General features: G+C 59.3%; 21 protein-coding genes. 13 read left to right on the top strand and 8 right to left on the bottom strand.

The window, feature by feature from the left end; genetic code table 11:
• Positions 1-14 precede the first annotated feature (14 nt).
• Entirely contained in the window at positions 15-500 is a 486-nt protein-coding gene (locus ABD833_RS08115) for a LexA family protein (RefSeq protein ID WP_345072217.1), read from the bottom strand.
• A 212-nt stretch (positions 501-712) separates the two neighbouring features.
• Between ABD833_RS08115 and ABD833_RS08110 the strand changes: the two genes are divergently transcribed.
• Positions 713-970, top strand: a complete 258-nt coding sequence (locus tag ABD833_RS08110) for a hypothetical protein (RefSeq protein ID WP_345072216.1) — start codon at positions 713-715, stop codon at positions 968-970.
• A 188-nt stretch (positions 971-1,158) separates the two neighbouring features.
• Here ABD833_RS08110 and ABD833_RS08105 read toward each other — a convergent pair whose 3' ends face one another.
• The gene (locus ABD833_RS08105) at positions 1,159-1,839 is read right to left on the bottom strand and encodes a TIGR02117 family protein (protein ID WP_345072215.1); all 681 of its coding nucleotides are present in this window, start codon (positions 1,837-1,839) and stop codon (positions 1,159-1,161) included.
• A 400-nt stretch (positions 1,840-2,239) separates the two neighbouring features.
• Here ABD833_RS08105 and ABD833_RS08100 point away from each other — a divergent pair, with 400 nt between their 5' ends.
• Positions 2,240-3,280: a PPC domain-containing protein gene (locus ABD833_RS08100; protein WP_345072214.1), complete on the top strand. Its 1,041-nt coding sequence runs from the start codon at positions 2,240-2,242 to the stop codon at positions 3,278-3,280.
• Between the two features lie 179 nt (positions 3,281-3,459).
• On the opposite strand, the gene ABD833_RS08095 is transcribed toward ABD833_RS08100, so the two are convergent.
• Entirely contained in the window at positions 3,460-5,742 is a 2,283-nt protein-coding gene (locus ABD833_RS08095) for an aconitate hydratase (RefSeq protein ID WP_345072213.1), read from the bottom strand.
• A 166-nt stretch (positions 5,743-5,908) separates the two neighbouring features.
• Here ABD833_RS08095 and ABD833_RS08090 point away from each other — a divergent pair, with 166 nt between their 5' ends.
• Positions 5,909-7,192: a peroxiredoxin family protein gene (locus tag ABD833_RS08090; protein ID WP_345072212.1), complete on the top strand. Its 1,284-nt coding sequence runs from the start codon at positions 5,909-5,911 to the stop codon at positions 7,190-7,192.
• 153 nt (positions 7,193-7,345) lie between these two features.
• Here the strand turns inward: ABD833_RS08090 and ABD833_RS08085 are convergent, their stop codons facing one another.
• A complete protein-coding gene (locus ABD833_RS08085; protein ID WP_345072210.1) occupies positions 7,346-8,797 on the bottom strand; it encodes a cytochrome P450 in 1,452 nt (483 codons plus the stop codon).
• Positions 8,798-8,953: 156 nt separating this feature from the next.
• Here ABD833_RS08085 and ABD833_RS08080 point away from each other — a divergent pair, with 156 nt between their 5' ends.
• Positions 8,954-9,265 carry a hypothetical protein gene (locus ABD833_RS08080; protein ID WP_345072209.1) on the top strand — a complete coding sequence of 104 codons (312 nt, stop codon included), beginning with the start codon at positions 8,954-8,956 and terminating at the stop codon, positions 9,263-9,265.
• A 96-nt stretch (positions 9,266-9,361) separates the two neighbouring features.
• A complete protein-coding gene (locus ABD833_RS08075; protein ID WP_345072208.1) occupies positions 9,362-10,129 on the top strand; it encodes a DUF475 domain-containing protein in 768 nt (255 codons plus the stop codon).
• A 204-nt stretch (positions 10,130-10,333) separates the two neighbouring features.
• On the opposite strand, the gene ABD833_RS08070 is transcribed toward ABD833_RS08075, so the two are convergent.
• Positions 10,334-11,314, bottom strand: a complete 981-nt coding sequence (locus ABD833_RS08070; protein WP_345072207.1) for a polyprenyl synthetase family protein — start codon at positions 11,312-11,314, stop codon at positions 10,334-10,336.
• 244 nt (positions 11,315-11,558) lie between these two features.
• Between ABD833_RS08070 and ABD833_RS08065 the strand changes: the two genes are divergently transcribed.
• The 3 genes from ABD833_RS08065 (at position 11,559) to ABD833_RS08055 (ending at position 13,984) form a co-directional block, all read left to right on the top strand.
• Positions 11,559-12,434, top strand: a complete 876-nt coding sequence (locus tag ABD833_RS08065; protein ID WP_345072206.1) for an alpha/beta hydrolase family protein — start codon at positions 11,559-11,561, stop codon at positions 12,432-12,434.
• 124 nt (positions 12,435-12,558) lie between these two features.
• Complete coding sequence (gene folK, locus ABD833_RS08060; protein WP_345072204.1) at positions 12,559-13,044, top strand: 2-amino-4-hydroxy-6-hydroxymethyldihydropteridine diphosphokinase; 486 nt, start codon at positions 12,559-12,561, stop codon at positions 13,042-13,044.
• A 352-nt stretch (positions 13,045-13,396) separates the two neighbouring features.
• On the top strand, positions 13,397-13,984 hold the full coding sequence (locus tag ABD833_RS08055) for a hypothetical protein (RefSeq protein WP_345072202.1): 588 nt from the start codon (positions 13,397-13,399) through the stop codon (positions 13,982-13,984).
• Positions 13,985-14,262: 278 nt separating this feature from the next.
• Here the strand turns inward: ABD833_RS08055 and fabD are convergent, their stop codons facing one another.
• Positions 14,263-15,150: an ACP S-malonyltransferase gene (gene fabD, locus ABD833_RS08050; protein WP_345072200.1), complete on the bottom strand. Its 888-nt coding sequence runs from the start codon at positions 15,148-15,150 to the stop codon at positions 14,263-14,265.
• Between the two features lie 109 nt (positions 15,151-15,259).
• Complete coding sequence (locus ABD833_RS08045) at positions 15,260-18,148, bottom strand: T9SS type B sorting domain-containing protein (protein ID WP_345072199.1); 2,889 nt, start codon at positions 18,146-18,148, stop codon at positions 15,260-15,262.
• A 232-nt stretch (positions 18,149-18,380) separates the two neighbouring features.
• Here ABD833_RS08045 and ABD833_RS08040 point away from each other — a divergent pair, with 232 nt between their 5' ends.
• The 5 genes from ABD833_RS08040 to ABD833_RS08020 all read left to right on the top strand — a co-directional run bounded on the left by ABD833_RS08040 (position 18,381) and on the right by ABD833_RS08020 (position 22,910).
• On the top strand, positions 18,381-19,052 hold the full coding sequence (locus ABD833_RS08040; protein WP_345072197.1) for a succinate dehydrogenase cytochrome b subunit: 672 nt from the start codon (positions 18,381-18,383) through the stop codon (positions 19,050-19,052).
• 21 nt (positions 19,053-19,073) lie between these two features.
• On the top strand, positions 19,074-21,008 hold the full coding sequence (locus tag ABD833_RS08035) for a fumarate reductase/succinate dehydrogenase flavoprotein subunit (protein WP_345072196.1): 1,935 nt from the start codon (positions 19,074-19,076) through the stop codon (positions 21,006-21,008).
• A 142-nt stretch (positions 21,009-21,150) separates the two neighbouring features.
• The gene (locus tag ABD833_RS08030) at positions 21,151-21,906 is read left to right on the top strand and encodes a succinate dehydrogenase/fumarate reductase iron-sulfur subunit (RefSeq protein WP_345072194.1); all 756 of its coding nucleotides are present in this window, start codon (positions 21,151-21,153) and stop codon (positions 21,904-21,906) included.
• A 200-nt stretch (positions 21,907-22,106) separates the two neighbouring features.
• Positions 22,107-22,634 carry an NADPH-dependent FMN reductase gene (locus ABD833_RS08025; protein WP_345072193.1) on the top strand — a complete coding sequence of 176 codons (528 nt, stop codon included), beginning with the start codon at positions 22,107-22,109 and terminating at the stop codon, positions 22,632-22,634.
• A 111-nt stretch (positions 22,635-22,745) separates the two neighbouring features.
• A complete protein-coding gene (locus tag ABD833_RS08020) occupies positions 22,746-22,910 on the top strand; it encodes a hypothetical protein (protein ID WP_345072191.1) in 165 nt (54 codons plus the stop codon).
• A gap of 119 nt (positions 22,911-23,029) precedes the next feature.
• Here the strand turns inward: ABD833_RS08020 and ftsZ are convergent, their stop codons facing one another.
• Positions 23,030-24,520 (bottom strand): cell division protein FtsZ, encoded by a 1,491-nt coding sequence (gene ftsZ, locus ABD833_RS08015; protein WP_345072190.1) that lies wholly within the window; start codon positions 24,518-24,520, stop codon positions 23,030-23,032.
• Positions 24,521-24,522: the final 2 nt, after the last annotated feature.

Below are 24,522 nucleotides of genomic sequence, written 5' to 3'. Positions count from 1 at the left end.
GGCCGGCTTTTGGTTTACGGGGTACCCAGTGCCTGATTCTCCCGGTCTGCCAGCGCCCCGGGTCGTTTCTTAAACAGCGGGTGAATCACGTGCGTCACCACGCCCCAGATGCGCAGGTCGCTGTCTTGGTGCAGTTCCAGGGGCGGGTAGCGGTCATTGGCGGCCTCCAGCCAGGTACGGCCGGGCTCCTGCCGCAGGCGTTTCACCGTGTGCTCACCACCCGCCACGGCCACTACTACGTGCCCATCGACGGGGGAGACAGCGCGGTTCACCACGATAAAGTCATCGGGGTGAATGCCGGCACCCAGCATTGAGTCGCCGGTGACCCGGGCCATAAAGGTGGACGCGGGCTGCTTGAACAGGTACTGGTGCAGGTCCAGCATTTCGTCAGCTTGCCCGTCGGCGGGTGAAGGGAAGCCCGCGGGTACCGGGCAGGTGAATACGGGCAGCCGGGTGAGCTGGGCAGCCTTGACGGGCGGATAAAAGACCAAGTCGTTCATGAGCAGGTGGCGGATCTGGTAACCAGCCGCTGCTATTTACTATTTTTTTTAGTAGATAAATTTACCCCCGTCCTGAAAGTTCCTTTTTGGAATCCGCTTAAAAAATAATTATTGTTACTTTTTCGCGCTTAAAAAGACTTTTAAGCCTGTTTTAGGCGGAATTTTTTTTGACTAATTATTTTAGCTGATCGACAATATTATTATCTTTGGATATGCGTAGAACGAAGAAAACCCCGCTTCCTTTTCCCCTCCCCGTGCAGCAATATGCCCGCTGCATCGACGCCAGCCGGCGGCCGGAGGACCACGTTGGGGACTGGCCGGCCCCGGGCGAAGTATACCCGATTGAATACCGGCGAAATGTTCGCACCGGCCAGCCTCAGGTACACATCCTGGGCTTTTACGCCGAGCAGCCTTATGGCGCCTTTGCCCGGCGGCGCTTTGAGCCGGTAGCGGCGGTGTGGCTCAACTGAGCAGCTTTATTCAGCCATTGATTGCCCTGACCCGGCTGCGCCGGTCCGATATCGGCGAGCAGCCGGGTTATTTTTTGGCCTTATCCGCCCTAAGGCTTGGTCGGTGAGGGTGTAGGTCTGTTGAATGCCGCGCAGGATTTTCTGAGGTTTCGCTCCCGGGCTCAACCCCAACTGCTGCGCCAAACAACTCAGGAACGGTAGTGCCAGAAGATGCCGGCATCGAAAGGCGTCCAGAGGGCGGCCCGCTGCCCGGCGGCTTTCAGGGCTTCGTTGGACCAGCTGTTGCAGGTGTAGAACAGGTTGTAGGTGCGCTCAGCCTCGTAAAAAGCGTCGAACTTTCCGTAGCTGTGGCCCTCTATAGGACGGGGCTGGCCCGCCTGGTCTACTTCGAAGCTGGTTTGAATAAACGTGATGAGCCGGGCGTACTGATCGGGGGTCAGAAAGATCTTTACGCAGGCCGGGCCTTCCGTAGGCTGGCGGTGAAAAGTGACGTGCATGGCCGATTCGCCCAGCCAGAACATGGCTTTAAAGGCCGTGCTGGGCTTGAGCTGGGCCCAGGTGGGCGTATCGAGGTAAAAGCCCTTGTCGCCCCAGCCGAAACCGACGTAGCGCATGGAGGGGTCGGCGGCCGGCGTATGGGCGTAGCGCACCAATTGGGTCCAGTCCATTTGGGCGCTCTGCACGGGCAGCACGATGTCGGTATGCACGCCATTCGAGAGGATATAGGCCTCTACTGCGTCGGGCGCCGGCTGCCCGCGGCGGCCGACCGGAATGCCCGACGTGACGACAGCGGCCGCCAGATATACGGCCACGGCGCCCACTACTCCCCCTACCGTGTAGGCGGCGGCTTTGGCTACTTTTCGAATCATAGTATGCAGGAATACCCCGGGGCTGATTGCCCAAAACAAGGCTTCATACGGATTTAGCCGAAGAAGGCCGGAGTTTCCTTAGTGCCAGGTGACGGGAAGCATGAAGCCGCCCGTTGAAGCCGATTGAAAACCGGCTGGCCGGAGGCCCATCAGCGCCCGACAAACCCCGCCTGCCGGGGACACTTTCGTCCGGGCTTCGTCCCGCGAAACGCTGCCTGACCAGTACGATTACCCGTGGCACAATGGCATTATTAACATATAAATATGTATATTATTAATTATCAAGCCGGCATTAGTCCCCCGAGTTCCGGTAGCCCTGAGCGCCGGCGCAGGACTACCGGAACTTCGGCACCTGGCTTTGGAAACGGTTCTGAATGGTTTCACCTTTAATCCCGCTGTTATGACTCCTCTTTCAAAAACAAGCTTGTTGCTGACGGGCCTGCTGCTTTTCTCGCTCCCCGGTTACAGCCAGGGTAAAAAAACTACGGCGCCCGTGATGCTTAAGGCCGGCAAGGTCATCACGCAAAGCATGAAGACCGGCGATAGCCACGAATACCAGGTTCAACTCAAGGCCGGGGAAGCGCTGAAAGCCACGGTAGCGCAAAAAGGAGTCGATGTGCTGGTAACGGCCTACGGCCCTGACGGCACCAAACTGGGCAGCTTCGACTCGCCTACCAATGTTGATTATATGGAGTTTGTGACCGTGGTAGCGCCGCAAACCGGCCGCTACCGCCTGGTGATGACGCCGTTCAACCCCAAAGGGACGCCGGGCAACTATGAGGTTAAGCTGGAGCGTATCATGAACGCGGCGGCCTATGCCCAAAGCCAGGCCGAGGACCGCAAACGAGCCGATGCCGTGGCCGCCTATCTGCAAACGCCCCATCCCGGCCAGAGCTACGACGAACAGCGGGCAGAGATGCTGAAGCTTGACCCCGCGGCCCTGATGCCTACCGCCACCGTACCGGAAGTGGAAGCCGCCCGCTGGCTGGAAGGCACCTGGACCGCCGCCACCAAACGGTACGCCACCCCGGGCAGCTCCGAAGTCACGTTGCCACCCAGCACTCGGGTAGTACGCTTTGATCCCAAGCAGCCAGCCATGCTCACTACGCTTACCGTGACCGAAGCCGAGAAGGGTACCTTTCAACCCCTGATGGCTTTTGAGCCCCACAGCCGCCAATGGGTGCAGGTCTCAATGGAAGCTGACGAAGCGGGGATAAGCTGGGAGATGCTCAAAGGCCGGGACTGGGCCAACAATCAACTGGTGATGGAGGGCGAATCTGCTTTTATGGGCATGGCCACGCATTACCGCCATACCTGGGCCAAAACGGACGAAAACAATGTTCGTCGGCTGGTAGAGGAGCGTAAAGCTGATGGCAGCTGGCTTCCGGTAGCTGAAACCCAGTTTGTGAAGCAAAGCCCGACTACTATTTCTGCCAAGTAAGACGGCCACCGCCATTCAACCGGCCACTTCCCGCACGGAGGTGGCCGGTTTTTATTTAGCCGGTTTCCTGCATAGAACCCGATAGCCGACATCAGCTACCAGCATGGCTGATATAAAACGGCCGCCCCAGAAACTGGAGCGGCCGTTTTACTTAGGCGTCAATCACTTTCAGACCGGCACTACACCGCTTTCCCTGCTTCCTTCATCCGGATCAAATTCAACGCCGAACCGGCTTTGAACCACTCAATCTGGCCCTGGTTGTAGGTGTGGTTGAGCGTAATCAGATCCGTGTCGCCGTCGGCGTGGTGCAGGCGGGCCTGCAGTGGTACGCCGGGGGCGAACGTGGTCAGCCCGATGATGTCGATGATATCGTCCTCTTCGATGCAGTCGTAATCCGCCTTGTTGGCGAAGGTGAGGCCGAGCATGCCCTGCTTCTTGAGGTTGGTTTCGTGGATGCGGGCAAAGCTCTTTACGATGATAGCCCGCACGCCGAGGTGGCGGGGCTCCATGGCCGCGTGCTCCCGCGACGAGCCTTCGCCGTAGTTCTCATCCCCAATTACCACCGAGCCGATACCCTGGCCCTTGTAGTTGCGGGCCACCTGGGGCACCATGTTGTACGGCGTGCCCTGAGTCATGCCGTCCTTCACCGAGTTAGCCTCGCCGTTGAAAGCGTTGGTAGCCCCGATGAGCATGTTGTTGGAGATGTTGTCGAGGTGGCCGCGGTATTTCAGCCACGGACCGGCCATCGAAATGTGGTCGGTGGTGCACTTGCCCTGAGCTTTGATGAGCAGACGCAGACCGGTGAGGTCGGTGCCTTCCCAGGCCTTGAAGGGCTCCAGCAGCTCCAGGCGGTCGGAGATTTCCGACACGATTACCTGCACGGCGCTGCTGTCAGCAGCCGGCGCCTGGTAGCCGGCATCTTCTACGGCGAAGCCGCGGGGCGGCATTTCCAAGCCCTTGGGCTCGTCGAACTTCACCTGCTGGCCGTTCTTGTCAGTCAGCGTGTCGGTGAGCGGATTGAACGACAGGCTGCCGGCAATGGCGAAGGCCGTCACGATTTCGGGCGAGGCCACGAAAGCGTGGGTGTTGGGGTTACCGTCGTTGCGCTTGGCGAAGTTGCGGTTGAACGAGGTGATGATGGAGTTGCGGCGCTTGGGGTCGTCGGTGTGGCGGGCCCACTGGCCGATGCACGGCCCGCAGGCATTGGCCAGCACCACGCCACCCATCTGGGCGAAGGTGTCGAGCAGGCCGTCGCGCTCCACGGTGTAGCGCACCAGCTCCGAGCCGGGCGTCACGGTGAACTCGGCGTTTACCGTCAGACCTTTGCTTACCGCCTGCTCGGCGATGGAAGCGGCGCGGGTGATGTCCTCATACGAGGAGTTGGTGCAGGACCCGATCAGGCCTACTTCCAGCTTCTCGGGCCAGCCATACTCCTTCACGGCGGCGGCAAACTGTGAAATGGGCCAGGCCGCGTCCGGGGTAAACGGGCCGTTCACGTAGGGCTCCAGCTCCGTCAGGTTGATTTCGATCAGCTGATCGTAGTATTTGGCGGGGTCGGCGTACACCTCGTCGTCGGCGCGCAGGTGGTGGGCCACGGCGGCGGCAGATTCGGCAATTTCGGCGCGGCCGGTGCCACGCAGGTAGTCGCCCATCTTCTCATCGTAGCTGAACACCGACGTAGTAGCGCCGATTTCGGCACCCATGTTGCAGATGGTGCCTTTGCCGGTAGCGGAGAGGCTGTTGGCGCCTTCGCCAAAGTATTCCACGATAGCGCCGGTGCCGCCCTTCACGGTCAGAATGCCGGCTACTTTCAGAATCACGTCCTTGGCCGAAGCCCAGCCCGACAGCTTGCCGGTCAGCTTCACCCCAATCACTTTCGGAAACTTCAGCTCCCAGGCCATGCCGGCCATCACGTCGACGGCATCAGCACCACCTACGCCAATGGCAATCATACCCAGACCGCCGGCGTTGGGCGTATGCGAGTCGGTGCCGATCATCATGCCGCCGGGGAAGGCGTAGTTTTCGAGCACCACCTGGTGAATGATACCAGCACCGGGCTTCCAGAAGCCAATACCGTATTTATTGGAAACTGAAGCGAGGAAGTCGTACACTTCGCGGTTTTCGTCGTTGGCTACGGCCAGATCCTCGTTGGCACCATCGCGGGCCTGAATCAGGTGGTCGCAGTGGACGGTGCTGGGCACGGCGGCCTTAGCTTTGCCGGCCTGCATGAACTGCAGCAGGGCCATCTGGGCGGTGGCATCCTGCATGGCCACGCGGTCGGGGGCGAAGTCGACGTAGGAAACGCCCCGCTCGAAGGACTGAGACACGGTGCCGCCATATAAGTGGGCGTACAGGATTTTCTCGGTCAGCGTGAGCGGGCGGCCAACGGCAGTACGGGCAGCTTCAATCCGCTGGCCCATACCGGCATACACGGCCTGAATCATTTCTAAGTCAAACGCCATAGTCAGAAGGGAAAAGGTGAAATAGGTAATGCTCCTGAGAGCAGGTACGCAAATATAGGCGGCGCGCGTTGCGCTACCCAAAATTTATCTTGCCGGGCGGCGTATTAAACTAACTGCCAGCCGTGGTAGTTTAGCCTCGAATTACCTCCTGCTTTTGACTCTGCATATGACCCACGCGCTTTCCTTTCGCCCCTTGCTGGCCGGACTTTCGCTGACGCTGGCCCTCGGGGCCTGCCAATCGGATCAGAAACCTGAAACGGCCGCCACGGGTAACCCGGCGACGGCCGGGGGTATGCTGTCGGCCGGAACCTGGCGCGGGGTGCTAAGCGCGCAGGGCCAGGAAATTCCGTTTCTGTTCGACGTGACGGAAGAGAATGGCAAGCCTACCGTGACGCTGCGCAACGGCGAGGAGCGCCTGAAGCTCGACGAAATCAGCACCGCCGGCGACTCCACCACCATCCGGCTGGGCGTGTTCGACGCGGCGCTGGTGGTGCGGGCCGATGGGGCCGATAAGCTGAAAGGCGCCTGGGTGAAGTACGACGGCAAAGAGCCGTACCGGGTAGCTTTTGCGGCCACCAAGGGTAAACAGCAGCTCTTCCCAGTCACGTCGAGCCCATTACAGTCATTCGATGGAACCTGGAAAGTAACCTTCAAGGGGGCTGATGGCGAAACCTACCCGGCGGTGGGCATTTTCAAGCAGAGTGGCAATGAGGTAACGGGCACGTTTCTCACCAGCACCGGCGACTACCGCTACCTGGCCGGGCAAACGGACGGCGGCAAGCTGATGGTCAGCACCTTTGATGGCAGCCACGGTTTTTTATTCAAAGCCACTCAGACGACACCCAACGCGCTAAGCGGCGACTTCTATTCCGGCAAGAAAGGCCACGAAACCTGGACCGCCGTGCTCGACCCGAAGGCTAAGCTGCCCGACGCCAACACCCTGACGGGCATGAAGCCCGGCCAGAAAAAGCTCGACTTCAAATTCCCCAACATCTACGAAGGCGGCAGCATCTCCCCTTCCGACCCCAAGTACCAGGGCAAAGTCGTGGTCATCCAGATTCTGGGCTCGTGGTGCCCCAACTGCATGGACGAAACCAACTTCCTGGCCCCCTGGTACGCGAAGAACAAGAGCCGCGGCGTGGAAGTCATCGGCCTGGGCTACGAGCGGACCACCGACCAGAAGCTGGCGGCGCAGAAGCTGCTCAGGATGAAGGAGCGCCTGAACGTAGGCTACGACCTGGCCGTGGCCGGCGTGGCCGACAAGGATGCCGCCGCCAAATCATTGCCACAGCTGCAAAGCGTACTGGCCTTCCCCACCACCATCTTCCTCGATAAAAAAGGCGAGGTGCGCAAGATTCACACCGGCTTCTCCGGCCCGGGCACGGGCAAGTACTACGCGGCAGAAATTGCCGATTTCAACAAGACGGTAGATATGCTGCTGAAGGAGTAGGCCTCACCCCCGGCCCCTCTCCCAGGGGAGAGGGGAGCCGAATAGCGTGGATGGACAAAAGCTTCAGCTTTTTAGCTGAAGCTTTTGCGTTCTTACAGAGCTATTACTTAATGCGCGGCGGGGTCGGAGGCGAGAGCCGACGACTTCGCTTCGTCAGGCTCCCCTCTCCTTAAGAGAGGGGTCGGGGGTGAGGCAAAGGAGCCGCAGCTTAAAATCGCTCTTCGGGCGCAGCGTAATCAGCGGCTGCGTGGATACCAGGGGCTGGCCGGCCACCAGCTCTACTTCGAAGTGGCGTAGCAGCTCCAGCGTCACGAGCTGCATTTCGGTGAGGGCGAACTGCATGCCGATGCACAGGCGCGGGCCGCCCCCGAAGGGCGCGTAGGCCGCCGCTGTCAGCTCCTGGCCCGGGGCAAACCGTTGGGGGCGAAATTCGGCGGGCTGGGGCCAGTACTGCAGGGCGTGGTGCAGCCCGTAGACGTAGAGCGAAAACAACGTTCCTTGCGGGATGCGCAGCCCCTGGTACTCGTCGTCGGCGAGGGCCACGCGGTCTATCATCCAGGCGGGCGGATACAGGCGCATGGCTTCCTGCACGGCGTAGAGGGCCCGGCTCAGCCGGGGCAGCTCCTCAAAGCTAAACGGCGCTTCGGCCTGCTCAGCCCGTCGGGTGGCCAGCACGGCGGCCGTTTCGGTGCGAATGGCGGCGGCCTCGGCGGGGTGTTGGGCCAGCAGGTAGAGCAGCCAGGTCAGCGCGTTGGCGCTGGTTTCGTGGCCGGCAATGAGCAGGATGAGGGCTTCGTCAAGGACCTGGGCGGTGGTCATGGGCTGGCCGGTATCCTCGTAGCGCACGTCGAGCAGCATCTGCAGCAGGTCGTCGGGCGGGGCGGGAGCCTGGGGCGCTTCGTTGGCCTGGCGGCGCCGGGCAATGTAGCCGCCGAGCAGGTCGCGCAGCTCGGCCGTGAGCTGGTCGTGGTAGCGGAACCGCCCGCGCAGCCGGAACCACGGAATCAGGTAGGGCTGGCGGATGGTGCGCACGTAGAAGGCCTGAATCTGGGTAATCAGCCCGGCCACGCGGTCCAGCTCGGCATCAGTGAAGCTGGTGCTGAACACCGAGCGGGCAATGATGCGGAAGGTGAGCCGGGTCATCAGCGCGTGCGTCGATACGGTTACTTCGCCCCGGTTAGCCCCGGCCTGAGCTACTAACGGGGCCAGGGTTTCGGCAATGATATCCTGCATCAGCCCCGTGAGGCCGGCCACCCGCTGCCGGTGAAAGCCGGGCTGGATGAGGCGGCGCTGCCGTAGCCAGTCGGCGCCCTCGTTGGTGAGCAGGCCGTGGCCCACGTAGCGGGCAAAGCCCTGGGTGTACTTCGATTTGGCGTAGTTGCGGTGGTTCTTTTGCAGCACGTGCTGAATCAGGCCGGGGTCCTGGGTCAGGATAGTTTTCTGCACCCCGCCAATGTACACCTGCACCGTGTCGCCGAAGCGGTTCAGGGCCGCTTCGAGCACCGGCAGCGGGTTTTTGGCCATGGCCAGCGAGCGGAGCACCGACCGCCAGCGCGGCACCTGCGGCAGGCGCGTGGGCACGGTATTGAAAGGAGAATCAGCCATAAATGGAAGGCGTAACCGACGGACGTAGTCAAAAGTAACCCACTCCGCCGCAACCGGCCGCGCGGCCGGACTTATCTTTTTTCAAAACGACCTCGTACAGCCAGGAAAGCTTCGGCTTCCGTTTCGCCTCCTCCTAACCTCCAAACCTTTCTTTCTATGTGGATTCAGCAGCAACCCAACTCCCCCGCCCCGCTCGATGAGCTGCAGGGGCGTACCGTCGGCCTCAAGTTCGAGTGCAACCACTGCCAGACCGAGGTGTTCACCGACCTGATCGGCGTACCGGCTCCCGACCCGATGGCCGACTCGCTGGACCACACCAAGCAGTACGAAACCGAGGAAATCAAGTGCCCCGGCTGCGACATGACCCATGAAATCACCGTGGACAGCACCTTCGATGGCGTCACTTTTAAGGTATCGGAAGTGAAGCCGGACACCGTAAGCTATCAGGTAGCCGGCCAGGAAGATTAGGTTGCCGGAAACCTGTTCGTAATATTTGGGGTCAGTATTCTACTGGCCCCATTTTTTTAATCTTCGGCGGCCACCGGCCGGCCTTAGACCCTTACCATGTACCCACCGCTTCAGGAAATAATTAACAATCCGGCCGCCTCGCTGGCCATCGTCGGCAATCTGGTCATCATCGAAAGCCTGCTTTCCGTGGATAACGCGGCGGTGCTGGCCACAATGGTGGGTGATTTACCCCGGGAGCAGCGCAAAAAAGCCCTGCGCTACGGCATCATCGGCGCCTACGTGTTTCGGGGCCTCTGTATCCTGTTCGCCTCCTACCTCATCGAGTTCTGGTTCCTGAAACCTCTCGGGGGCCTCTACCTGCTGTACCTGGTCTACGACCATTTCAAATCCCGCCAGGCGCCGGAGCATGACGAGATAGTGAAGGAGAAAAGCTGGTTCTACCGCCATACGCTGGGTTTGTTCGGGCAGTTCTGGGCCACCGTAGCCCTGATTGAGCTGATGGATCTGGCCTTTTCCATCGACAATGTGTTTGCCGTCGTCGCCTTTACCAACAACATCATCCTGATCTGCATCGGCGTGTTTATCGGCATTCTGGCCATGCGGCTGGTGGCTCAGGGCTTCGTGCTGCTCATGGCCCGCTACCCGTTTCTGGAAGTGGCCGCCTTTGTCGTCATCGGCATTCTGGGCCTGAAGCTGGTTTTGTCCCTGGTCGAGCACTACTTCCCCACTCACCCCTTCAGCCACTTCCTGGGCAGCCACGCCGCCGAAGTCGGCCTTACCGCCGTGACCGTGGGCGTGTTTCTGGTCCCGTTGCTCTCGTCGCTACTGTTCAACAAGCCCCGCCACCAGAATTTCCGTTTCTGAACCACGGATTCGTCCGGATTTGTTGACCACGGATTCCTCCGGATTTTTCGGATTGGTCGGATTGGTCGGATTTTGTAGTTGGCGCGGATGTGAAGTCAAACCGCCAGTAACGCAAAAAGGCTCCCCGTTTGGGTAGCCTTTCTTGGGCCGGGGTAATCGTCCACAAAATCCGACCAATCCGAAAAATCCGGATTCGTCCGTGGTCTATTTCTCCCGCTCGATGGTGTAGTTGATCAGCTGCTCCAGCGAGTGGCGCGAGGGTGATTCCGGGAAGGTGCGCAGCAGCGCCAGGGCCTCGTCGCGGTAGTTTTTCATGGTCTGGATGGCGTAGTCGAGGCCCCCGGACTGCTTCACGAAGTCGATAACGGCCTGCACGCGGTCCTTGCGGCCGTCGTTATTTTTGACCTTGTAGATGATGCGGCGCTTGGTGAGCCAGTCGGCCTGCTGCAGGGCGTAGATCAGCGGCAGCGTCATCTTCTTCTCCTTGATGTCGATACCCACGGGCTTGCCGATTTCGTCGGTGCCGAAGTCGAACAGGTCGTCCTTGATCTGGAAGGCCATGCCCACTTTCTCGCCGAAGAGCCGGGCCCGCTCGATGGTTTCCGGGTCGGCGCCGGCCGAGGCGGCCCCCACGGCGCAGCAGGAGGCAATCAGCGAAGCCGTTTTCTGGCGGATAATGTCGAAGTACACGTCCTCGGTGATGTCGAGGCGGCGGGCTTTCTCAATCTGCAGCAGCTCGCCCTCACTCAGCTCCCGCACCGCGTTGCTCACGATTTTGAGCAGGTCGTAGTCGTCGTGCTCCAGGCTCAGCAGCAGACCCTTGCTGAGCAGGTAGTCGCCCACGAGCACGGCAATCTTGTTTTTCCAGAGCGCATTGATGGAAAAGAAGCCCCGGCGGTAGTTACTCTCGTCCACCACGTCGTCGTGTACCAGCGTGGCCGTGTGCAGCAGCTCGATGAGGGCCGCGCCGCGGAAGGTGGCTTCGGGCAAAGGGTCGCCCCCGCTGATTTTGGCCGTGAAGAACACGAACATAGGCCGGATCTGCTTGCCCTTGCGCTTCACGATGTAGCCCATGATCTTATCGAGCAGCAGCACCTTGGTTTGCATGGAGGCGCGGAACTTGCGTTCAAATTCCTCCATTTCGGCCGCTATCGGGGCCTGTATAACATCCAGGGTACTTTTCATGCGGGGGCTTACGCGACTCAAAGCGGCTTCGGGCCATGCGGGGCCGCTCAAAGCGCCACAATAATACGGGGCCGTTCGGCCGTATCCTAACCAAGAGCGGCCCCATCGGTTTTCCCAATGTACATTAGTCTTGCGAACGGTGTAGTAACGCATCTTTGCGGCTCCCCGTTGACCAAGCCAAGCCGTGCCGTTCAACGGGGAGCCGCAGCCCGCAAAGCTCATCCGACAGTCTTCCCCCCCGACCATGTCCGCTCCTACTCCCGTCGCCTTTCTGCTCACCTCACCCCACCACGCCCGGCCTTTCGCCGCCGATGCCTGCTACGTGGCCGACGGCCAACCCAAGCCCGTGGTGGTATTCGTGCACGGGTTCAAGGGCTTCAAGGACTGGGGGCACTTCAACGTGCTGGCCCATTACTTCGCCCGCCAGGGGTTCGTGTTCGTGAAGCTGAACCTGTCCCATAATGGGCTCGTGGTGGGCGGCACCGGCGATTTGGAAGACCTCGAAGCTTTCGGCCGGAACAACTTCAGCCTGGAGCTGGACGACATTGGCGTACTACTCGACGAGCTGTTCCGGGGCCGGCCGGAGCTGCCGGCCGCCGAGCTGGACCTTTCCCGCCTGGCGCTGATTGGCCACAGCCGGGGCGGTGGGCTGGTGCTGCTGAAAGCCGCCGAGGACCCGCGGGTGAAAGCCGTGATAACCTGGGCTGCCATCAGCAACATCAATCCCGGCTGGACCGAAGAGCTGATGCAGCACTGGCAGCAGCAGGGCGTGTTTCACGTCGAAAACAGCCGTACCAGGCAGCTGCTACCGCTCTACTACCAGATTGTGGAGAATTACCACGCCAACCGTCTGCGCCTCGACATTGCCCACAACGTGCGCCGCAAACTCCGCCAGCCGTTGCTCATCACCCACGGCGACCAGGACGAGACCGTACCTCTGGCCCGGGCCCACGAGTTGCATAAGCTGAAGCCCAACGCGGAATTGCTGGTTCTCCCCAACGTAACCCACAACTTCGGCGGCGCCCACCCCTGGCAGTCCGACGAGCTGCCGGCTGAGTCGGAGCAGGTAGCCGGGGCTTCCGTGGCGTTTCTGCGGCGCACGCTGGGAGTTGGGAGCTGAAACTGCCCGCTGTTGTAACCTTGGAGCATATTTTTCAACTTCTGAAAAATATGCTCCAAAATCCGTAGGCTATTTTTCAGAAGTTGAAAAACAACCTACACGTCTGGAGCCTTGTTCGCGCATCATGCCTACCGCTTACCTCCTGCTCGGCTCCAACCTCGGCGACCGGGTCGCCATTCTACGTGAGGCCGTCCAAACCCTGACCGTCACTGCCGGTACCGTACCGGCCGTATCCGCGCTTTACGAGACGGCGGCCTGGGGCCTCACCGACCAGCCCGCCTACCTTAACCAGGCCGTAAAGCTGGAAACTAAACTAGCGCCCGAAGCCCTGCTGGCCGCCTGCCTGGCCACCGAGCAGCAGGCCGGCCGCACCCGCCGCATCCGCTGGGATGCCCGTACCCTCGACGTGGACATCCTGCTCTACGATGATTTGGTTATCAACCTGCCTGATTTGCAGATTCCCCACCCGCGCCTGCCGGAGCGCCGTTTCGCGCTGGTGCCCCTGGCCGAAATTGCGGCCGACTTAGTGCATCCGGCGCTAGGACAAACGGTGACGGAGCTGCTGGCCGCGTGCGGGGATGAGTTGGGGGTCAGGAAGGTTGGAGAGTAGTTTGGGGGCTGGAGTTGCGCAATCCTATACTCCGTTGGTTGTATTGCCGAAGTTCTGTTGCGGGCAAAGGGCGTATTGCCGAAGTTGGCTACCTTCGGCAATACAGATGTTATAGCAGTTTCATGAACAGTATACCCAGTGTCCGCTGCTCTGCACTGGTCGCCGGGAGCGGACGTTGAACGTCCCAGGCCAACGACGACCGGCCCGACGGCTGGCAGCCGCCGGACCAGCAGCCACACCGTTCGCGAAACCGCTATAAATCAAGGTTTGTGCTTCGTATCAGGTTCAGTGCTTCAGAGTCCGCTTCTCCGCCAAACCGTTGCCCGCTATCGTATCAAAGTTCTTGCAAATTATGACAGACAAACAAATAGCAAGCGTAAAAGCTAAAATCGAAAAATATAAAAAGGCACTTACTGCTGACAAAAAATATTGGGGCGGACAATATCACGATGGACAAGGAATACGCTACATCATTCCAGAACAATTCATAAAAATCGGCGACTACAAAGGCGGACTGAGATATTTGAATTGGTTTGACAAAAATTTTCCGAACGACAGTGGTTATTCTATATTTTTATTTGAATGGACTTTTATTTTATTTAAGTGTAACAACTTAATTAAAGCCGAACAAAAGGCTCATAGAACATTCTTTTCAAACACATATTTGTTCGACAAATTTTTAGGCAAACAACCACTGCAACTTGATAAAAACGAAAGTCCAAATTGGGAATATGAATCTTTGGTTGAAAATTTTGCATACTCACGCAAGGACACTCCGTTTATTGAATTTGCAAACTGGACAGAAGCTATTTTGAATACCAAAAACTTTTTAGACAAAGCAAACGAATTTTCAGAAATTGAAAGGCAGCTTATAGACGAACCGGCAGGACATAGGCGAACTGAACTTGTAAACCGTTTATCAAAGATTGAGTACGGGTAAAAGAGCAACAGCAGGCAACGATACATTACCAAATCACTAAAGTCAGGGCCTGACATTTGAAACGTCGGCTGCAAATCACTATCAGCTTTAGTTCTGGCAGGACGGTTTCAATTTAGCTTTGGTTGTTATAGCGGGTGCTTCACATTTTCAATTTAACATCGGCACCAGGCTTGATCAGCAACAAATTCCCTATCCTTCGGCAATGCAGAACGTTGCCACACCACAAAAGCCTGCTAATTACTTAGCAGGCTTTTGTGGTATTCAGCGGGAGCAAAAATCTACCCCATCGCCGAACTTCCCGCGGCTTCCGGCGCAATCTTCTTGACCAGCCCTTGCAGCACTTTGCCCGGGCCGCACTCCACGAACTCTGTGGCGCCATCGGCTACCATGCGCTGCACGCTTTGGGTCCAGCGCACGGGCGCCGTGAGCTGGCGCACCAGGTTCTGGCGGATTTCGTCCGGGTCGCGGTGTGGAGCGGCATCCACGTTCTGGTATACGGCGCAGATACCGGCCGTGAACTGCGTCCGCTCAATGGCCTGGGCCAGCGCGGCCTCCGCCGACTGCATCAGGGGCGAGTGGAACGCGCCGCCCACGGGCAGCGGCAGGGCCCGTTTGGCCCCGGCCGCCTTCAGCTGCTCGCAGGCCAGTTCGATGCCGCGCTGGGAGCCGGAAACCACCAGCTGGCCGGGGCAGTTGAAGTTGGCCGCTACTACCACGTGGCCACCCCGCGTGATTTCCTCGCAGATGCGGACCGTGGCATCGTCGTCGAGAGCAAGGATGGCGGCCATAGTGCCGGGCTGCTCCTGGCAGGCGGCCTGCATGGCCTGGGCCCGGCGCGCTACCAGCTGCAGGGCATCTTCAAAGCGGAGCACTTTCGCGGCTACCAAAGCCGAAAATTCCCCCAACGAATGACCGGCCACCATCCCGGGGCGCAGATCGGGCAGCACGGCGGCCAGGGCCACGGAGTGCAGGAAGATGGCGGGCTGGGTGACGTTGGTCTGGCGCAGGTCGTCGTCGGAGCCCGTGAACATAATGTCGGTCAGGCGGAAGCCCAGGATTTCGTTGGCCTGGTCCATAAGCTGACGGGCGGCGGGCTGCTGCTCGTACAGGTCGCGGCCCATACCGGCAAACTGACTACCCTGGCCGGGGAAAATAACTGCTTTCATGCGGGAGAATTAGGGACGGAGAGAAAGGAAATTAGTTGGGGCAGCAAGATAGAGGAATAAAAAAAGCCGCTTCCCGGGCTGGAAGCGGCTTTTATGAAACGCGGAAAGTCTACCGGGTTATTTCCACCCAGCCTTTATAGGTGCGCTTGGTTCCGGCCAAGTCGGCAAACTCAACCTCGGCCAGGTAGTAGTACACGCCATCCACCACTTTCGGGCCCTTGTTGGCTTCGCCGGTGGCACCGCCGCCGTCCCAGTTAATGAGTGGGTCGGCGTCGCTTTCGTAGATCTTCACGCCCCAGCGGTTGAACGCCTGGAAACGCGTACGCCGGATCGGGCTGGCCACCTTGGGCCGCAGCTTATCGTTCTTGCCATCATTATTGGGCGTGAAGATATTCGGCATCAGGAAGAGCGGGCAATTATCCTTGCACGCCACATTGCTGGGCGCACTCACGGCTCCCGCCGAGTCAACGGCCTCGACGTAGTAGCAGCCGGCCTCTCCGGTAGCCTGGTCGCTGATGGTATGCACATAGCTCCGGCCCGTTACGGTAGCCAGGAGCCTGAAATCCGCGCGGTTGCCCGTCGGGCTGGCATTCGGGCGGTAATACAGGTTGTAGCGCTTAATGTCGCGGTTGCAGTTGGGGGGCAGGTTGCCCAGCGTCCACGACAGGTTGTTGGTGTACGTTGCTTTAAGCGGCGTGGCCTCCAGATCAAACAGCCGCGCCTGCAGACTGTCGCAGTTGATTTGCTTAAGGGTAAGCACTGGCGTGCAGGGAACGGCCTGCAGGGGCAGGCACCGCTCCTGGCTCAGGTTAATCAGGCGTTGGGCCGGGTCGCCATACGTGCCATCCGTACTTACATAGTAGCAGTAGGTACTGCCAACCCGCAGGGGGACCGTGGGGGTGCCACGGTCTTCGTAGATGCCGCCGGTACGCGTTGTGGCAGCGGTACCTACCACTGCAAAGGTCCCTCCGGGAGCGCGCCGGTAAATAGTTACGGGCCGGAGCGAGTTATCCCAGGGCACGTTGAAAGTCCAGGTCAGCGTGACGCTCAGCGTGGCCGGATTGGCCGTGGTCTGCAGCCGGACACTGGAAGCAGGGCCCGTGGTTTCCGTCAGCACCGGCGACCCGGGATTGGGGAACGTGGCGCTAAAGAATTCCAGGCGGTATAAATAGGCGTTTTCCTGGGTGTTAAGCCCGGAATCGACGTAGGTGGTGTCGTCGAAAGCAATGGGATTAGGCGTGATCCGCTCAAATACCGGAGTAGGAGTCACCACCGAGCGCGACAGATAATAGCCTTTCGGATTGTTGAAAGGATTGTTCCGGCTGGCCACGGGCCGGGTCCAGCGCACGGTCATCTGGCCCGCAGTGGGGCTCGTCCGATCCACTGTCACATTGGTGAACAAGGAGGCTTTGCCCGCCACCGTCAGGCAGGCCTCCCGCGAGGCCAGACTGGCCCCGCCTTTGGCAGCCCCCCCGGCACTGGAGAGCAGGAACTGCACGTAGATCCGGTAGGAATAGGTTTTTCCGCGTTCCAGGCCCAGGCCGGCGCGGTCGTCGGTGAACGTGCGGGTGCCCACGGGCAGGTCCGCAATCTTCTCGAATCCGGAGGAAGCCGCGATGCCCGTCTGACAAGTGTCAACCGGCGTGATGGTACAGCCTTCTTTACGATAGATCAGCAGGCGGGCTCCCGGGAGCTGGCAGGCATAGGCGTCCCAGTTGAGCACGGCCGTATTGCCAACCTGGCTTACCACCACATTTCTCGGCGCGGGCCCTACTACCCGAATGCGCCACGACTGCTCATCAGCCAGGGGCGTAGCATTCGGGGCCGTGGGCATATCCTCCGCCCGGAAAAGTACCTGATAGGGCTGATTAGCAATATCGGTACAGGTAGGCGTCCAGCGAAAGATGCCGCGCGTAACCGGGGGGTTGAGCGGCGGGTTGAAGGGAGTGATAACAAAGGTAGCGGGCGGTAGAATCCCTCCTATCGCCGTAAGAGTAATGGGGTTGCGGTCCGGGTCAGTGGCCGTAATGCTCTTCGTTATGGTAGTACCAGCCACCACGCAGATATCCTGCGGCACGGTCAGAATGGGGCGCAGGTTGTTGGCATTGCGCACCGTAATCTGCATGTCACGAACCACTTCCCCAATAAGTCTCACCCGGGCACCAGTGCGCCGCCATTCCTTCACCACAAACGCCACGTTGTAGTCGCCCAGCGCTTCGGGCGAATTCCAGACGATCTGGCCAGTGAAATTATCCTGGACGAAAATGGCGGGATTATCCACGATGCCGGCTGGGGGGCCTTTGTAGACCACCTGTTTGCCCCCGGCTGCCAGGTGCGGATACCGGAAGCCAAAACAGTCAACCGGCTTGGGTAGGTTGCCGTTACTGATAGCTTCCGCTTTATTTGCTTGCCGACTAGGAAGCAGCTCGTACGAAAGCGAGTCACGCTCCTCATCCGAAGCGCCGGGATTGTGCACGAAAACCTGCTGGCGGGAGCCTTTATTCAGAGCCGGATTATTCAGAATCGGCGTGTGATTGAAGGGCAGCGTCGGATCAACGGTAATCATCGTGTGGATGTAGAACGTCTGCTGATCCGCGTTCGGAATATTGACCAGAGTGGTCTTCCGGTTTTCCCCGATATAGCTGACCTTGTACTGCTTCGGCGCGTTATAAGTGTGTTCGAAGTAGTAGGTATTAAGGTAGCTGTCGGAAGCGGCGCCGGTCAGCAGGATCTTATCCCGCCGGGGAATGTTATCCATTCGCTCCCCGTCCCCGAAGAAGATGTCAACGTCCGGCTCATCTGCCGGCGCAGCCACATCAGTGTACAGGATCATTTTGAAGAAGAAGCGACGTGGGTCCAGCGGGTCGCTGTAGGCCTGGATATCACCGGCCCGGATGTGAGTAGCCCATGCGGCGGGCATACTGCCCAGCAGGCCAGTCAGACTTACCAGCAGGACCAGCAGCCACCACCGGGCACGCGACGGTAACGGAGGATTCATAGAATGGCCGAATTAGGACGTAGTGGAAATGAAAAAGAAGGTCGGGATAAACCGTGCAGAATCCTAACAAACGACCGAGCAGCACGGTTACTATTTCACGTGAAACTCTAACGGGGCTGGCCGCAGATTGATTCACCAACCCGGTAAACGCCAAAACCACGTTGTTTAGTACCCGGTCAGCATGTACCTTTGGCCGATACAACCGACCCCCTCAAACCCACCATTCGCTCCTATGAGTTGGATTAGTAAAACGTTTTCCAGTAGCATCGGCCGCAAGATTGTCATGGCCATTACCGGCCTGTTTCTTTGCACTTTCCTGGTTGTTCATTTAGTTGGCAACCTGCAGCTTTTCAAGGATGACGGCGGCGCGGCGTTCAACATCTATTCTCACTTCATGGGCACCAACCCCCTGATCCGGACGATGGAGTGGGTGCTGGTGCTGGGGTTTGGGTTCCACATCTACGAGTCGTGGATGCTGACCCGCCGCAACCAGACGGCCCGGGCTATCGGCTACGTCGAGAACAAGCCCAGCCAGAACAGCCCCTGGCAGTCGCGCAACATGGGTTTGCTGGGCACCATCATCCTGGTTTTCCTGCTGGTTCACCTCTACAACTTCTTCTGGCGCGCCCGTTTCGGCGACCTGGATCCGGACATCAACAACAACGATGACCTGTACACGCTGGTGGTCAGCTCATTCCATCAGTGGTGGTATGTGCTGCTCTACGTACTAGCCCAGGTAGCACTGTGCTACCACCTCATTCACGGTTTCCGCAGCGCCTTCCAGACGGTAGGGCTGAACCACCGCAAATATACGCCCGCCATTAAGCTCGTCGGGTACGCCTTTTCGGTGGCTGTCTGCGCCGGCTTTGCCGCCATGCCCCTGTACTTCTACTTTTTTAAATAACCCCTAACCTCGTTCATTCCGATGATATTGGATTCCAAAATTCCCGAGGGGCCCCTGGCCGAAAAATGGGAAAAGCATAAGTTCAACGTCAAGCTCGTCAACCCGGCCAACAAGCGCAAGTACGACGTTATCGTAGTCGGTACCGGCTTAGCCGGCGGGGCCGCGGCGGCATCACTAGCTGAACTGGGCTACAACGTAAAAGCCTTTACCTATCACGATTCGCCCCGCCGGGCTCACTCCATTGCGGCGCAGGGCGGCATCAACGCGGCCAAGAATTACCAGAACGACGGCGACTCCGTGTTCCGTTTGTTCTACGACACCATCAAAGGCGGTGACTACCGGGCCCGTGAAGCCAACGTGTACCGGCTGGCCCAGGTCTCGGTCAACATCATCGACCAGTGCGTAGCCCAGGGCGTACCCTTCGCCCGCGAATATGGTGGACTGCTGGCTAACCGCTCCTTCGGCGGGGCGCAGGTAAGCCGCACGTTTTATGCCCGGGGTCAGACCGGACAGCAGCTGCTGCTGGGCGCCTATTCGGCCCTCTCGCGCCAGATTGCCTACGGCAAGGTGAAAATGTACACCCGCTCGGAGATGCTGGACGTGGTCATTGTCGACGGGCAGGCCCGCGGCATTATCACCCGCAACCTGATTACGGGTGAGATTGAGAAGCACGCGGCCCACGCCGTGGTGCTGGCCACGGGCGGCTACGGCAACGTGTTCTACCTGAGCACCAACGCCATGTACTGCAACGCTACGGCGGCGTGGCGGGCCCACAAAAAGGGCGCGTACTTTGCCAATCCCTGCTTCACCCAGATTCACCCGACCTGCATTCCCGTATCGGGCGAGTACCAGTCTAAGCTGACGCTGATGTCGGAGTCGCTGCGCAACGATGGCCGGGTATGGGTACCCAAGACGGTAGCCACCGCGGAGCGGGTGCGCAAGGGCGAAGTGAAAGCGTCGGAAATTGCCGAGGATGACCGCGACTACTTCCTGGAGCGGAAGTACCCGGCCTTCGGTAACCTGGTGCCGCGTGACGTAGCCTCGCGCAACGCCAAGCAGATGTGCGACGAAGGTCGTGGCGTCGGCTCGACCGGCCTGGCGGTATACCTCGACTTTGCCGATATCATCAAGCGCACGAGTGCGGAGGCGGTGAGCCAGAAGTACGGCAACCTGTTTGCCATGTACGAGAAAATCACCGACGAGAATCCGTATAAGGAGCCGATGCGCATCTACCCGGCGGTGCATTACACCATGGGCGGCCTGTGGGTCGACTACAACCTGCAAACTACGGTACCCGGGCTGTATGCTACCGGCGAGTGCAACTTCTCCGACCACGGGGCCAACCGCCTTGGGGCTTCGGCACTGATGCAGGGTCTGGCCGATGGCTACTTCGTGATTCCCTACACCATCGGGGATTACCTGGCGCAGATGCCGCCCAAGCCCGTAACCACGGAAGACGCTGCTTTCCAGACGGCTGAAGCGGACGTGCGCGGCCGCATTGCCAAGCTGATGAGCATCAACGGCACCCGTACGCCCGACGACTTCCACAAGCAGCTGGGGCTGATCATGTGGGAATACTGCGGCATGGCCCGCTCGGCCGAAGGCCTCACCCATGCCAAGGCGGAGATTCAGAAGCTGCGCCGGGAATTCTGGAGCGACCTGAAGCTGACCGGCACTGACGGCGAGCTGAACCAGGCCCTGGAGAAAGCTGGCCGCGTGGCTGACTTTATCGAGCTCGGCGAACTGATGGTCGACGACGCGCTGGACCGCAACGAAAGCTGCGGTGGGCACTTCCGCGAGGAATACGCCACGGAGGAAGGCGAAGCCAAGCGTAACGACGACGAGTACGCGTATGTGGCGGCCTGGCAGTACGTGGGCGATAACCAGCCGGAAATCCTGAACAAGGAAGAGCTGCACTTCGAAAACGTCAAGCTCACCCAGCGCAGCTACAAGTAAAAACCAATTAAGAATTGAGAATTAAAAATTAAGAATTGATGGTTTGTCCTCATTCTTGGCTCCTGAGAGAAATTCTTAATTCTTAATTCTTAATTCTTAATCTCAAAAAAAGATGGCCGGAAGTAACCCGAATGCCAAACCAATGAATCTGACGCTGAAAGTGTGGCGGCAGAAAAACCGCACCGCAGTGGGTCAGGTGGTAGATTATAACGTGCGCGACATTTCTCCCGATATGTCGTTTCTGGAAATGATCGACGTCCTCAATGAGGATCTGCTGCGCAAAGGCGATGACCCGGTAGCATTCGACCACGACTGCCGCGAAGGAATCTGTGGCTCGTGCAACCTGTTCATCAACGGCCGCGCCCACGGCCCGGAGTCCGGCACCACCACCTGCCAGCTCCACATGCGCAAGTTCTCCGATGGCGACACCATCGTTATCGAACCCTGGCGCGCCAACTCGTTCCCCATCAATAAAGATCTGAGCGTGGACCGCTCAGCCTTCGACCGCATCATCCAGGCGGGTGGCTACGTGAGCGTGAACACCGGTGGTGCCCCCGATGGCAATGAGATTCCGATTCCCAAGGATATTGCGGACCGGGCCTTTGAAGCCGCTACCTGCATTGGCTGCGGAGCCTGCGTAGCGGCCTGCAAAAATGCTTCGGCCATGCTGTTTGTGTCCGCTAAGGTGTCGCAGCTGGCCTTGCTGCCGCAGGGTAACGTGGAACGCGCTACCCGCGTGGAAAACATGGTAGCCCAGATGGATAAGGAGGGCTTCGGCGCCTGCACCAACATCGGCTCCTGCGCCGCGGAGTGTCCGGTGGGTATTTCGCTGGAAAACATTGCTCTCCTGAACCGCGAGTTCCTCTCGGCCAAAGCAACCTCGAACAACCTGGCTTAATTTACCGGCGTTGAACTGATCTGCCAAAAAGCGAAACGAGCCCCGTTTCGCTTTTTTGTTGCCGGTCGGGTCGCAGCCCTCCTACTATTCGGGGCCAGCGCTTAACAATACCACCCGCATCGGGCTTTAGGGTATAATCCTGATAGAAACCATCGCGTCCGAACTGAACGCGGCGGTTCTTGTACCCTGTTTTTTTACGAATGATAACGATCATTGCCAGTACCAACCGCCCCAATTCCCGGGCCCGTCTGATTGCCGACATTTATGCTGAACTCTTAACCGACCTGGGGGCCCCGCACCAGATCCTGGACCTAGCGGATCTGCCCGCCGATTTTATCAGCACTGCCCTGTACCACAATGCAGGCAAGCACGAGACGTTCAACCGGCTGGCACAACAAGCGGAAGCAGCTGATAAGCTGGTCTTTATCGTGCCGGAATACAACAACTCCATGCCCGGCGTCCTGAAGGCTTTTATCGATGGCCTGCCCTACCCCGGCGGCGTGCGGGGTAAGAAAGCCGCGTTGGTGGGTCTCTCCTCCGGTGACCAAGGTGGCCTGGCGGCCCTTTCCCACCTCACCGACATCCTGATGTATCTGGGCACCACGGTGATGCCGTCCCGGGTTCGTCTGCCTGCCATCAACCAACATCTGGGTAGCAACGGCGAGTTGACCAATTCGCTTTACCAGCAGCTGCTGAAAGAACAGGCTACTCAGCTGCTGGCAGCGTAATTCGCCCTGCCAGCCGCTAAAGCACTCCCCGGACCATGTCTGTGCTGTTTATTGATCTTTCTTTTTTACCGTGCTGCCGTTCTTGCTTTGCTAAATTCCCCGGGAGTCCGTATGACGTATCGTTTACTCTTCGCAAAGACTTTATTGCTGGTTTTGCTGGCCTCCGGTACGGCCTGTACTACTTCCGCTCCCAGCACGCTCAGTCCGGATCAGGAGCGGGCGGAGCCCATCCGGCGCGAGGAAGCGGCGGATTCTATTGCGTCCCCGGCTCATTAGTCGGCCCCGTTTTTCGTCGCTTAACCGGCCCTGAGGCTAATGCTTCGTTCCCCGCTATCAGCCATAAGAAAGCCGTTCAGAAGTTCTGAACGGCTTTCTTATGGCTGATTTAGGTCAGGCTAGTCCACGTTGTCGTGCAGGAAGCGGTTATCGCCCAGCAGCTCGTTGTCATCGGAGAGGTTGAAGCGCGAGATATTGCCCTGGTTCGAGGGTACCACGTTTTCCAGCTTCACCTGCCGCCGCAGATAGGCCGGCGTTTCCAGCTGATCCTTGATGGCATCGTTGGTCAGCCCGTTGCTCAACGATTCCAGCCGACGGCGGCGCTCCTCGGCCCGGGCGTCCAGCGTCGGGCGGGGCGCAATCGGGGCGACGGGCTGAGCCTGCTGCACCATTACGGGCTCGGCGGCCGCCGCCAGCGGGGCCGTTACGGGCAGAGAGGGAGCCGTATACGCCGGATCATCCAGGCCGTAGGTCACGGTAGGCGGCTCGGGAACGGCCGCTACCGGCGTCCCGAACGTGGGAACGAACGAGGCCGGAGCCGCATCCTGCCGTTCTTTGTCGAAGAGGTTGATCTGCGCATCAGGCATTACGACGGCTTCGGGCTCCGATTTCCCGACGCCGTAAGCCGTGCTGATATTATGCGCGTCGCGGGCAAAGCCGGTGGCAATAACCGTCACGCGGATGCTCTGGCCCAGGGTGGAGTCGATGCCGTGGCCGAAGATAACTTCGGCGTCCTGGCCGGCTTTATTCTGGATGTACTCCGTAATTTCGGTCAGCTCATCCATTTCCAGCTCCGCCTGGTCGCCCGACATGATGGAAAGCAGGATTTTCTGCGCCCCGTGAATGTCGGTGTTGTTCAGCAGCGGCGACGACAGGGCTTCTTCCGCCGAACGACGGGCCCGGTTCTCGCCTTCGGTAATGCTGCTGCCCATCACGGCCGCGCCGCTGTCCTTCATCACCGTTTTCACGTCTTCAAAGTCCACGTTGACTTCGCTCGTCACGGTAATGATTTCGGCAATGGATTTGGCCGCCGTGCTCAGCACGTTATCGGCTTTGGCGAAGGCGGCCCGAATCGGCAGGTTACCGAAGATTTCGCGCAGCTTATCGTTGAGAATCACCAGCACCGTGTCGCAGTTCTCGCTCAGCTCCTTGATGCCCTGCTCCGCTTGCTGGCGCTTCTTCTTGCCCTCAAACAGGAACGGGGCCGTCACGATGCCCACCGTCAGAATACCCAGCTCCTTAGCGACCTTGGCAATAACGGGAGCGGCACCGGTTCCGGTACCACCGCCCATGCCCGCCGTGATGAAGACCATCTTGGTGCCGTTGCTGAGCAGCTCGCGGATCTGCTCCCGGCTTTCGATGGCGGCCTGCTTGCCCCGTTCGGGGTTAGCCCCGGCCCCGAGGCCTTCGGTCAGGTCTACGCCGATCTGCAGCTTGTTGGGCACGGTGCTGCTGTGCAGTGCCTGCTTGTCGGTGTTGCAGATGACGAATTCCACGTCCTTAATGCCCTGGCTGAACATGTGGTTCACGGCATTGGAACCGCCGCCGCCAACCCCAATCACCTTGATGATGGAGTTGGACTGCGCCGGGATATCAAACTTATAATTCATGG

This window comes from Hymenobacter fastidiosus, assembly GCF_039539565.1.
Lineage (GTDB): Bacteria > Bacteroidota > Bacteroidia > Cytophagales > Hymenobacteraceae > Hymenobacter > Hymenobacter fastidiosus.
Note: the sequence above shows the minus strand (reverse complement) of the source record. Positions and strands in the feature narration are given on the sequence as shown.